This is a genomic window from Butyrivibrio sp. AE3009, from assembly GCF_000420845.1.
Lineage (GTDB): Bacteria > Bacillota > Clostridia > Lachnospirales > Lachnospiraceae > Butyrivibrio.
Genome location: NZ_ATVS01000059.1, coordinates 1 through 11888 on the forward strand (window position 1 = coordinate 1; position 11888 = coordinate 11888).

Below are 11888 nucleotides of genomic sequence, written 5' to 3' on the forward strand. Positions count from 1 at the left end.
GGGAAGTGTCAGGCCGGGGCCAGACACGTGTGGTGACCCGTGAGGTTATGGAGAGAAGAAGGAAAAGGTAATGGCTACCCGGGAGTATATGAAGTGAGGATGATTGAGGAATGGATGGGGTGTCAGATATGGGAAGCTGGCACCCCGGTTTTTTATTTATAAAATTTGGAAATGACATTAAATCTGGGCAGTGCTAAAGAAACATAACCATGCCTGGGTGATAGGATGATACCTCTTTTTATGAGCCGCTCTCTGTACTGGGAGAAACTGGCGGAGGTTATTGAAGTCTTTTTACAAATAGCCTGAACTTTCGTTTCGTCGGAGGAGATAGCTCTTACTATTGCACGCTCTTGCGCGGACAGTGATTCCCATATTTTTTTGTAAACGAAGTCATCAAGCATATCGTCGAGTTTGTTCAAGATGTCAGGCAGAGGCATCTCTTCACGGTACTCATAATATAGGAGACCAAGTGCCTGAAATGCAAAGGCATAACCTTTGGTAATATTGGCAAGGTTAAGGGCAGTGTCGAAGTCAATGTCAAATATTTTCATATATTGCTTGGTTATCTGCTGAAGGCTCAGGGGGTCAAGCTTAATCTTTGGGGCCCTGAGAAGGAAGGTAAGTGCCGGATCGTTCTGTATAGCGTAGATATTCTCATAGAGGCCTGTCATAAGGAGAAAGAGAGGATAGTCTTTTCTGATGAATATCTGGAACTGGCTGGCGAAGCGGCGCATGTTCTCATCGGGCTGGACTTCGTCTATGGTTATGATTATTTTCTTATTCTTCTTCTTCAGGGAGACAAGTATTTTCTCAATTATGCTTATGCTGTCCTGAAGATCTTCCTTACCGCCAACGCCAACACCAAAACCGGCAATTGAAATGTTGAAGCCTTGCTTCATTATGTCGGGAAATTTACTGCAGGAGTCAACAAGTCTCATGGCCAGATCGTTCAGGAGATTCTGTGTTGAGTTAAGGTCAATGATAATGTAGCTGTCATCCTGTTCAAGTTCGGCGGTGACGGCTGTCATCAGAACAGTTTTGCCGCTGCCTCTGATACCTTCGATGAGGTAGGTCTGGCTGATGGGATTGTCTGCGGTGAAGGTGGAGACGATGGTCTCGGTGGCTTCAAATCTTGATATGTATTCGGCGGGACGTTTGCCGAAGGTTAAGGTGAAGGGGTTGTCTTTTTTCATGAGATGGCCTTTCATAAATGTTCATAAATTGTCATATTTCATCATAAATATATTATACATTCATAAATTGTCATAATTCAAGTGGTTGTTCATAAATTGTCATAATTCATTATAAACGGTGACGGCGCTGTGGGAAGTGCGAGAGGGAAGTTTAAGACGCCGTGAGCAAGAAATCCCCCACCTCTATAGGTGGTGGGATGAATTGCGATAAACACAGCGTTTCTTGATTTTGGAATCTGATAATATTATAATCTAATCACAATTCAGTCTTATGTATAATAAAGGTTGTAAATAGTATGAAATTAGATAATAATAATCATTCAGTATTCATGTTGCATTATCACCTTATCATGTGTGTAAAGTACCGTAACAAGGTGATAAATGACAAAATCTCAAGCCGTCTCAAAGAGATATTTGAGAAGATTGCTCCTACATATAACATTACGTTAGAAGAATGGAATCACGACATTGACCATGTTCACATCCTGTTCCGAGGACACCCCAACACCGAGATAAGTAAATTTATCAATGCGTATAAATCTGCAAGCAGCAGACTTATCAAGAAAGAGTTTCCTCAGATACGTAAATCTCTTTGGAAAGAGATGTTCTGGTCACAGAGTTTTTGTCTGCTGACCACTGGCGGTGCTACCGTAGACATTATCAAGCAGTATATACAATCTCAAGGTAAGAAAGATGACAAACAGAGCAATTAAGTATAGAGCATATCCTACAACTGAACAAAGTGTTATGTTTGCCAAGACCTTCGGTTGTTGCCGCAAGGTCTATAACCTCATGCTTTCCGATACAATTGAGAGCTACAAGTCTACAGGTAAGTTTGTTACTGTAACACCCGCCAAATACAAAAAGGATTATCCATATCTCAGAGAAGTGGATAGCCTTGCTCTTGCTAATAAACAGATGGACTTACAGGAAGCATTCCGTAACTGTTTTAGCAAATCCCGTAAGAAGAATAATGGATTTCCAAAATTCAAATCAGCTAAGCATACCCGTAAATCATACACTACAAACAATCAACACGGCACCGTTGCCATTACTGATAATAGCATTAGACTCCCTAAAATAGGTCATGTAAAAGCTATCATCCATCGTAAACCTGATGATAACTGGAGTATCAAATCAGCTACTGTATCACAGGAATCTGATGGGAAGTTCTATATTTCTATATTGTTTGAGATTGCAGATACTATAAATACCTATGTAGCAGACACAACCAATGCTATCGGTTTGGACTATGCTTCTGATGGTCTGTACGTAGATAATAATGGTAACGTTGGTACTAACCATAAATACTACCGTGAGAGCCACGATAAGCTTGCAAAAGCTCAACGCAAACTATCACGTATGCAAGGCTCTAGGAAACATGAAATTAAGTCCAATAATTATATCAAGCAGCTTCGTAAAGTAAATAAAATCCATAGACACATATCAAATCAGAGGCTTGATAACTTACATAAAATATCTACTGAGATAACCAATCAGTACGATGTCGTATGCGTGGAATCTCTGAATATGAAGTCTATGTCAAATAAAGGTTTTGGTAACGGCAAAGCTACTCTTGATAACGGATATGGTATGTTTCTGTCGATGCTTGAATATAAGCTATCAGAGAGAAACAAATATCTTGTAAAAGTAGATAAGTGGTTTCCGTCATCACAGATATGTCATTGTTGTGGAGAGGTACATCCTGAGATGAAAAATCTCACAATTCGTACAATGAAATGTGATTGCGGTCTTACAATAAGCCGTGACCAAAACGCCGCTATCAACATCTTACGTGAAGGATTACGCATACTAAACGAATCTTTTGTAGTAGCATAAAACTAAATATATAGTAGGGATGGAATAGCCCTAACTTATACGCCTGTGGACATTGTGTAAGACGTTGAGTTGCGTATATTCGTAGCCAATGCAGTAGTGGTTGAAACAGGAAGCTCCGACTTCTATAAGTCGGAGTAGTTCACGATCGCAGCGAGAAGTGTTAATGGATTTAGGGTAAAGAAATGAAATTCATCGTAGATGAGTGAAATGGTTACCCGAAAGTATATAGAGTGAGGTAGACATGGGAAAGTGTCAGGCCGGAAGGCCTGACACTTTTGCTGCTTACGAAAGTTCATGGAGAGAAGAGTGATCATTCGTATATGCTGAATTGTTTGGTGGCGGTGCCGGAAAAGCGCCCTTTTCCCTTGATGATGACGGTGGGGGATTTGGAGGTGCCGGCGGCTGCCACTTTTTTGTTGTTTTTATAGGAAAGGGTGTAGTCTACGCCCTGGGTAAGCTCTGTCTTCTCGCCATCGGGGCCCAGGAAGGTTACGGTGACGGGAGGGGTGGAGCCTTTTTTATTATACTGAGCGGCAGGGACTTTGATCTCAAGGCGGCTGTCTGAGTCGTTCTTGATGTTGTAGGGCAGGACTTTGAAGGTCACTGTTTTGGAGCCGGTGAAGCCTCGCTCGCCGCCAAGGCCTACGATGCGGATCCTGTGGGTGCCGACGGTGGAGTAGTTATCCTCGACTTCAAGGACGTCGTAGTCTGTGCCGGGTTCAAGGGCCTCTTTGTTGTAGTAGACGAAGGCGCGGCCTGAGGTGAAGAGGTCCATAGGAGTGGTGTCGCAAACGATGTCGCAGTAGCTGAATTTGAGGGCTTTGCGATTAGAGTCTCCAACGGTGAACTTGGAGGCGGGGATTATCTCCTTGGGGTTAACGATGAGGACGGATATGGTCTGCCCGTGGGTGCCCATGAAGTTACATTCATCGTAAGCGACGATGCTGATGGTGTAGTTGGCATCAAGGTCATTTAATATAACCTTGGAAGGGTCGTCGATGATGCCCTGGAGGCCTTGGTATTCAAGATGATAGTCGGTGCCGAGTTTCAGTGTCTTGGAGCCGTAGGTGAGCTTGGGCTTGATGGAGCTTAGTTTTTTGCTGCCCTTGGATACGGGGATCACGGTCTCAGTGGTGACAACGGCGCGGGAAATGGGCACCTGGTCTATGGTGAAGTAGAAGGTGCGGGAGGTCTTGTTTTGCCCCTTGGTCTTAACTGTGAAGCTGGGGGTGGTGCCTGCGGGGGCGCTGGCCTTGATGTTCTGGGAGTAGGAGATGGTGTAATCCTTGCCCTGAGTAAGTCTGGCGGTGCCGCTGTAGACTGCGATGTCGCGGTCAAAGGTTATTTTGGAGCCGGTGTAGTCTGCGGAGTAGCTAAGGTGTGAGGAGTCGGAGGGGCGGACTACGTCGCTGTCTATGACGTACCAGGTGGTCTGGGGGATATTTGCCGGATCGTTGTCAAACTGCTCCCTGACGGACTCGTCGGTGATGTCGCCCCAGTCGATGGCAGCGTCTTCTATGTCGTTTTCGCAGGATTCTTCGGTGTCGGAAGAATTTTGGTCGGATGTTTCTTTATCTGAATCTGAGTTATTCGGGTCGTCGATATTATGGGCTTCCTCGGCGCTGTTTTTTGCCGAAGAATTGTTTGTAAAGGCTTTGATGCGGAAGTTGTCGGGGAGGGGGTACCAGTGGGAGCCGACAGCGTAGTAGCTCTCTCCGTCTGAGGCGGAGGCACAGAGGTAGCCTCCTTGCTTGTAGCTGGCATCAGCCATGAGGGAGTCGCTGCCGAGGGTTACGACAACGGCGAATTTGTGACCCTGGGTGAGGGGCACTGGGGAGGCAAGGGGAACGTTAATGTATCCTGCAAAGGGCGTTACGCCTGTGGTTGTGGCTGAGGATACGAGGGTTCCGGATGCGGGGGTATCAGAGACGCCGCGGTAGATCTCGACGGTGTAGCTGGTGGAATCGGCCAGTGAGTAGAAGGTAACGGCGCGGAGGGTCTCGTCGCCACTTCCGGAGTGGGCGGTGAAGACGTTGGCTCCTTTGGCGACTGAGGTGAAGGCGCCTGCGTTGTTGCCGTCGTACTGGTAGTTGTTGTCATAATCATCGGCGGGGGCTGCCTCGAGGGCGTAGAAGGTGTCGATGATGCTGGGCTCGTAGTAGGACATCCAAAAGTAGCCGGCGTAGTCGAGATTGTCGGGGCTGCCGGTGGTGGTCCAGCTGTTTCTGATGAGGAAGGCTCCGTCGCCGGGAGCTTTTTTGGCAAAGTTACTTCCTGAAAAATCGTCGTCCCAGCCTACGATGACAACGGCGTGGTTGGCGTCGATGGGGGTAGAGTTGTAGTAGCTCTTATGTTTTTTGCTGTAGACGTTGGTGCTGACGGCGCTGGACATGTTGTCGATTGCTCCGAAACACATGCCGGCGGCGCCGTAATCGGTGACCATCTGCTTGATGGGGGCGAGGGCGGAGATGTCCTTGGTGGAGCGGAAGCTGTCCATGTCGATCTCGGCTATGTAGGCGCTTTTTAGATGAGCGTAGTCGTTGTAGGCAAGGGAAGCGGACAGGCCGGAGGTTCTGAGCATGCCAGCCTGTTTGTAGGGGACGGTGGTTTCGGATGCTGCGCCTGTCCATTTGGCCAGGGTCTGGAAGGCCATCTCGAAATTGCCGCCGTAGTTAAGGACGTTGTTACCGTAGGATATATAGTCGCCTTCTGTTCCGCCTAGGGGGTCAACGACGGAGTTGAAGGTGAAATAGGCAAGGTGAAGCTCGGAGAGATCGGGCTCGGTGTAGATGCCTTTTTTCATAAGGCTGATCTCTGCGAGGGCGAGGGAAGCGAAGGACCAGCAGGTGCCGTAGGGGTTCTGGTCGCGAAGGGGCGGGAGGTCTGCGGTTCTGTAGGATGAGGGATAGGTGGCAAGGAAAGAGGCGTCATCTGCTGTGTCGCCGCGGATGATGTTGGTGGTGATGCCGTCAAGGGAGAGACCGGTGGAGAAGGTGCGGGTGTCTTCTTCGACGTCTTCGAGGAGGGTGTCTTGTTCGCAGGCTCCGTCATCTGAGGCGTCTGAGAGGGCGTCTTCTTCTAAGAGGGAGTCTTCGGTTGCGGCGTCTTCGAGGGGGGTGTTGGCCTCTGTGTCTTCTGTGAGGGAGTCTTTTTCTGCTTCCTCTGAAAGGGCGTCGGGAGCATCTTTGAGAGATATTGTGATGCCTTCTTCGAGAGGCTCAGAGCTTTTTTCGTCAATAATATCAAACTGAGCCGCTGAATCAGATGAGATTACATCAGAAGTGTAGATTTCTTCTAATTCACTGTTTTCCGTAAGGACATATGCTCCGCCGTCCGTGGCAAGTGCTGTGCCTGCACCGGAAAACATCATTACTACGCTCAAGATCATAGCAAGGAACTGCTTTTTCATAGCTCTTTTACCTCTCTTACAACTTTTTAGATTAACTCCGTTTAAAGTAAAAAATTGAAGGCCACATACTGAGGATATGTTATCAAAGAGTTATTTCTTTTCCCTGTAGAAATCATTAAAACACTGTAAAGAATGGGCTTTTTGGAGACTTTATTTCAGGTTGGCGGCGGGATTTGAAATTAAATATGTGGGGGCAAAAAAATACCCCCAAAGCATGGGTGCTTGGGGGAGTGAGTTCACTGATATATTTCGAGGACCTGCCACAGGGGCATGACGTCGTGATTTTTCCAAGCTTCGTAGAAGCCTTCGTCCATCTCCTCTTTCATGGCAAGGAAGCCGTCGTCGGGGTTGTTGCCGTAGGTGCAGCTGTAGAGTTCGTAGCTGTTCTGGGTGCGGGGGTCGTAGAATTTGTAGTGGAAGATGGTGAAATAGCCTTCCGTCATAACAGCTTTGCCTCTCTCGGCGGCTGTGTGGGCGGCGCCTGCGGATTCGTCGGGCCACATCTGGCACCACATCTCAACGGTGCGGTTGGCAATGCAATGCTCCACCGGCACTCCCTGGGAGGCGGCATATCCAAGGGCGTTGGCTTCTATATGTCTTTCGAGTTCCTGCAAATCTGGTAAAGGTGTCATAGCGCTCCTTTTCTGCCCGGGATACAGGCTGTTAATTAGGTAGTGTATTCTTATATTATACCATATTTTCGTGCATAAATATGCGTTAAAAACTTATAATTAATTAGTTCTCAGTTTCAAAGGCTATTGGTGCGCCGGTGCTTACTGCAACGAACTTGGCAAGGCCATCCTCGGTGGTTTCTACCGTTCCTATTAGGGAGGAGGGCTCGAGGGCTGAAGGCAGTTTATGATCTGATGCGGATTCATGTGCATCTGCTGAGCTGCCATCAATAGCCGCTATCTCAACGCCTTCTTTAACCGCCTCTACATACTTAATGTCGTACTTAATCTCTTTTGCCAAGAACAATATTCCAGCCAGGCGAAGGGCATCCTCGGCTTCGTGGTAGAGCCGGGCTCTCTTCTCAATCTCCTGCGTGAGAATGTCACGGGGGAATTTGGAGAGGACGGTGACTGCGAGGCTAAAGTAGGCTTCGTCAAGGTCGCCGAGGCACTCGAAGAGAAAGTCCATGCCTGCGCTGTTCTTGGGATACTTAAGCATCTCCAGGACCTTCACGCCGTTGCAGACGCAGAATTCATTCATGTAGGAAGCGAAATCTGTGATCTGTTCAAGGGGAACGTTGTTGCAAAGAGCGGCATTGTACATGATATGGAGCTCTGAGTCGGACAGGACCCTTTCGTAGATCTCGGGGTTGATCTGATTTTTTTCGATGGTCGCCTTGAATTTGCCGTTTTTGACGACGGTGTCAGGGTGAGCGCTTCTTGCGATATTTTTTTCCCACTGATAGCGGACGCGGCCCCAGTCTGCGGTGCTTAGGTCGTTACCGTGTTTGGCGATGACAGACCTAAAGTTCCTGGCGGTGTAGGCGGGCGCTTCCTTGTAGTACATGCCTCTTTCCTCAAAAAAGCTCTCGATGTCCGCTGCAATATGGTAGGACCTGGCAAGAACCGGGAGCTGGATGGAATTGCCGTCAATGGTATAGAGAACGTTCTCCTCTTTGTTGTAGCCGTAGATCAGATCCACAGGGATGTAGCGGCCAAGGATCATGACCCATTTATCGGATTCGCTGACGCGGACAAAGCCTCTTTTACTGCCGTCGGGGGCGGTGTAGGGGTGGAAATTTTCTTTTTTAATGCTATCAAGGATCTGGGAGCGGCTGAACATGCTGCCAAAGTAAGGCATGCGGGTTGTGACTTCGCCGGCTTTTTTGCGGATACGCGCGAATATGCGCCTGCGTTTTGCTCGCCTTGCCTGAGCCTTGGCCCCCGCAGGGAGCTTCTCTTTTTTAACCGGTTTTTTGACAGGAAGCATCATCCATATCATGGGGGCGATGGACATGGGGAGCATTATCAGCGTCACCGCAAGGTCGCTCATGTGCTTACTCGGAAGTAGGCTCTCGATGAACATGCACACAATGAACGACGCTATAAAGCCTAGTGCCGACCAGCCGAGAAAGGCTACCGTGGCCATAAATTTCCCGAAGAAGCCGCCGCCTCCTTTTTTTACTATTTTGTCATATCTACTGGACATATGTTATACCTCGTTTTTCACTCGGGATATTTTAAGGGATATTGATTTGGAGTACAAGAGTAAATTGTGAACATTCTGTGATTGGGGTCTGACCCCAATTTTTTAATCTATGAATCTTCTGTGAAACAATGTCTGTAATTCTTGAATTTCTGTCGGTTAGATGGTACATTTCTTTTGGTTTTTTCCATAAAAAATATGGGTTGTTGGAGGTAAATTTAATATGAATAAGAGCAGGGGACCGATCATCGTTGCGGTGATCGCGACAGTACTTATCCTTGGTGTTGCAGGATGGGTATTCAGTGTGCATTTCATAACAGGGCTTATGGCCAAGGGGCATCAGGATAAGGACGAGGATGTCTACGCTAAATCCCAAGCGATAGAGAGCGCGTCTCTTCCTGAAGTATTGGGAGAGGTAAAAGAGGAGACGGATACCGATGAGACCAAGGAGGAGGCAGATAAGCTGACGGAATCTGAGGAGGAGAGCGAGGGGAACGAGGGTCTTACTCCTTCAGCGAACCGCAAGGAAGTGGATACGTCAGATTTTTATGCAATTTCAATGGGAAATTACAGCTATCAGTTGCCGCAGAAGGTCAGTGATTTTCTTGAGGACGGATGGACCTTCATGGGCGATGATAAGCCTTCCGATACGCTTAGTGGCGATCAGCAGACTATATTCTTCTTCTATACTCCCGAAAGTAGTTATGGTCATATAACTGTGTCCATCAAGAACTTCAGTCTCGATGAGCAGCAGCTCAAGGATTGTTATGTTGTGGTAATAGAGGCAGAAGAAAGACAGGTCGAAGACATGGGACTTACTACTGTTTGCGATGGGAACATCGTCATGGGCAGCAGCACAGTCGCAGATGTTAAGAGTAAGTACGGAGAGCCGGATGAAACCAAGGGAGAGAGTACCTATTATTACTACGGACAGGACAGTCATGAGCTTGATTCCCTGGAGGAATATGTGGAATTCGACTTCTCTGATGAAGGAATTGTTAACAGCATCATTGTAAAAAACGTAATGAAACCGGATGGTATTGAAGATGGTGAGGTAAACACCGAAGCCCCGGAATATTTGGGCAGATATGAGGCGCCTGCAGAACTTGGGGACGATCTTTTTTCCGGTAATTTCATGGTCAGCAAGGTGATACATAATCTTCCCTGTCCGCTTCAGACTTTTACGGATAACAAATGGAAGTATGACTACGATGAAGACACTGTGATTGGTGCAGGTCAGGGGGCCCTTATTATTCTCACCAAGGGCGAGCTGGTTATTTATGCCACCGTGGGTAACTTCGATGATAAGGCATGTCTTCTGAAGAACACTATGGTTACCGACATCGATTTCCACACCTTCGATGTTAAGATGGAGTTCCCCGGGGGCCTTAGCACAGATACAACAAAGGATGAATTTGAAGCCTATTTGAAGGAACACAATATTACCAATTACGACTACGACGAGAGCAGAGATTCTTATTTCCTTCCTTATGATCAGTCCGAGACCGAGAGGCATCTTTTCGAAAGTGGTATGACTTTTGTCTTTTCTGATGGCAAAATGTTTGAAGTTACCATGAAGAATTATGGCTGGCTTGCAGACTAAGATATATTTGGAGGAAAAAAGAAATGGATCAACAAAACGGAACCAAGAAGATATTGATTATAGCAGTTGCGGCATTCCTTCTTTTGGGAGCCTTGTCCTGGGGAGGACTGGTGGTGCTGTCAGCGAGGTTCTTCGGAGATAAGGATACTGCTAAGGACGCGGGTGCCAAGGCTAAATACGAAACTGTAGAGAGCGCAGCTCTTCCTGAAGTTCTGGGCGAGGCAAAAGAGGAGACAGAGGTCTCTGAGAGCGCAGAACAGGCAGAGGAAGTGCCGGAGCTTAATCTGCAGTCTGTGGAGCCCGATGAAGGGCTGTTCGGGAATGCTGAGGATACAGACGAGGCGAAAAAACCCGGGAAGACCAAGGATTCAGCGCATGTAAGTACGGAGCCTGATCCGATGAACTTTTTTGCCATAACAGTGGGAGATACAACTTATCAGCTTCCTCAGAAGGTCAGCGACTTTCTGGAGGACGGATGGACCTTTCCGGATGGAGAAGACTCGGAGGTTCTTGGAAGCAAGGAATATATAAGTTGTGAACTTCGCTACCCGGGAACCAGTGCTGACGCATATGTTTATATAACCAATTACAGCTTAGATTCCAAGACTGCCGATGAGTGTTATGTTACCAGGATCACATTCTATGCAGACAGGGCAGATGAAATGGGAGTATCTGTTACCGCTCATGGCGGAGACATAGTTTTTCCTACGGGAACTGCGGAAGATGTTAAAAAAGCCTGGGGAGAGCCTGATTACGTCACTGATGATTGTCTGTTTTTCTATGGATCAACCTATGACGATTACTACACAGATGATGACATGGTGTATGTCAATATTGCAGATGACGGAACTCTGGAGTACTATAGCATAGCGACAGAAACTGAGCCGGAGGATCTCGATGAGGCTGAGGTGAGTGATGAAACCCCTGCCTATCTCGCCAAATATCAGGCTCCGGAGAGTCTCGGGGATGATCCTTTGTCCGGTAATTTCCAGCTTGACGGTGTTGTTTACAGCGTTCCCGTTCCGCTTAAGGTTCTGACGGACAATGGCTGGAAGCATGAGTATGACGAAAGTAGTGTGTGCGGCGCAGGCCTTGAGTATTCTATCGCTCTGGAAAGGGGAAAAGAGAGAATATATGTCACCGTCGGCAATTTCGATGATAAAGCCTGCATGCTGAAAAATACCATAGTCACCGAGGTTACTGTCTATGGAACCGATGCAAATATGGAGCTGCCCTGCGGTCTTAAGAACGATGTTACGCAAAAAGAGCTTCTTGCTTTTATGAAAAAGAACGGAATAGATAATTACGACTTCTATGATAACACCAAGAGCTACAAGATCCCCTTCGATCAGACCGGCAAGGACAGAAAGCAGGCCAACAACCGGTATGATGTGGTCTTTGGCTATACCGATAGCGACGATACGGTTCCGGAGTGGTTCTCAGTTAGAAGCTATGGCTGGATCAACGAGTAATATATTGACACATAAGTAAGGATGAATAAGCACTGTGGCTGAGAGCTGCAGTGCTTTTTTATGCCAAAATCTGAGCGAATCATGTCAAAAAATAACGAGCCAACTGATGAACGGACAGTATAATATAATGATATGGGTGTCAAAAGTCAAAAATGCGTACATGCTTGCATGTTAAGCATTTTGACTTTATGACCCGAACAAATATGAGGAATAAG

8 protein-coding genes are annotated in these 11888 nt (G+C 47.2%); 4 read left to right on the top strand and 4 right to left on the bottom strand.

Annotated features, from left to right (window positions below):
* Positions 1-152: 152 nt before the first annotated feature.
* Positions 153-1193 (bottom strand): AAA family ATPase, encoded by a 1041-nt coding sequence (locus G588_RS0117315; RefSeq protein ID WP_022779958.1) that lies wholly within the window; start codon positions 1191-1193, stop codon positions 153-155.
* 296 nt (positions 1194-1489) lie between these two features.
* Between G588_RS0117315 and tnpA the strand changes: the two genes are divergently transcribed.
* Both tnpA and G588_RS0117325 read left to right on the top strand, forming a co-directional pair.
* On the top strand, positions 1490-1906 hold the full coding sequence (gene tnpA, locus G588_RS0117320) for an IS200/IS605 family transposase (protein ID WP_022779959.1): 417 nt from the start codon (positions 1490-1492) through the stop codon (positions 1904-1906).
* On the top strand, positions 1887-3032 hold the full coding sequence (locus G588_RS0117325; RefSeq protein WP_022779960.1) for an RNA-guided endonuclease TnpB family protein: 1146 nt from the start codon (positions 1887-1889) through the stop codon (positions 3030-3032). The genes tnpA and G588_RS0117325 overlap by 20 nt, the downstream gene beginning before the upstream one ends.
* 310 nt (positions 3033-3342) lie before the next feature.
* Here G588_RS0117325 and G588_RS0117330 read toward each other — a convergent pair whose 3' ends face one another.
* From G588_RS0117330 to G588_RS0117340, 3 genes are all read right to left on the bottom strand, one after another.
* Positions 3343-6441: a lectin like domain-containing protein gene (locus G588_RS0117330; RefSeq protein ID WP_022779961.1), complete on the bottom strand. Its 3099-nt coding sequence runs from the start codon at positions 6439-6441 to the stop codon at positions 3343-3345.
* Between the two features lie 236 nt (positions 6442-6677).
* Positions 6678-7073 (bottom strand): hypothetical protein, encoded by a 396-nt coding sequence (locus G588_RS0117335; RefSeq protein WP_022779962.1) that lies wholly within the window; start codon positions 7071-7073, stop codon positions 6678-6680.
* 103 nt (positions 7074-7176) lie between these two features.
* The gene (locus G588_RS0117340) at positions 7177-8601 is read right to left on the bottom strand and encodes a hypothetical protein (RefSeq protein ID WP_022779963.1); all 1425 of its coding nucleotides are present in this window, start codon (positions 8599-8601) and stop codon (positions 7177-7179) included.
* 220 nt (positions 8602-8821) lie between these two features.
* On the opposite strand from G588_RS0117340, the gene G588_RS0117345 reads away from it, so the two are divergent.
* Positions 8822-10201 carry a hypothetical protein gene (locus G588_RS0117345; protein ID WP_022779964.1) on the top strand — a complete coding sequence of 460 codons (1380 nt, stop codon included), beginning with the start codon at positions 8822-8824 and terminating at the stop codon, positions 10199-10201.
* A gap of 23 nt (positions 10202-10224) precedes the next feature.
* Entirely contained in the window at positions 10225-11673 is a 1449-nt protein-coding gene (locus G588_RS0117350; protein WP_022779965.1) for a hypothetical protein, read from the top strand.
* Positions 11674-11888 lie beyond the last annotated feature (215 nt).

Excerpts from the sequence above, each read along its gene's own strand:
- tnpA (WP_022779959.1), top strand. The coding sequence starts at position 1,490 with ATGAAATTAGATAATAATAATCATTCAGTATTCATGTTGCATTATCAC.
- G588_RS0117335 (WP_022779962.1), bottom strand. The coding sequence starts at position 7,073 with ATGACACCTTTACCAGATTTGCAGGAACTCGAAAGACATATAGAAGCC.
- G588_RS0117345 (WP_022779964.1), top strand. The coding sequence starts at position 8,822 with ATGAATAAGAGCAGGGGACCGATCATCGTTGCGGTGATCGCGACAGTA.
- G588_RS0117325 (WP_022779960.1), top strand. The coding sequence starts at position 1,887 with ATGACAAACAGAGCAATTAAGTATAGAGCATATCCTACAACTGAACAA.
- G588_RS0117330 (WP_022779961.1), bottom strand. The coding sequence starts at position 6,441 with ATGAAAAAGCAGTTCCTTGCTATGATCTTGAGCGTAGTAATGATGTTT.
- G588_RS0117315 (WP_022779958.1), bottom strand. The coding sequence starts at position 1,193 with ATGAAAAAAGACAACCCCTTCACCTTAACCTTCGGCAAACGTCCCGCC.
- G588_RS0117350 (WP_022779965.1), top strand. The coding sequence starts at position 10,225 with ATGGATCAACAAAACGGAACCAAGAAGATATTGATTATAGCAGTTGCG.
- G588_RS0117340 (WP_022779963.1), bottom strand. The coding sequence starts at position 8,601 with ATGTCCAGTAGATATGACAAAATAGTAAAAAAAGGAGGCGGCGGCTTC.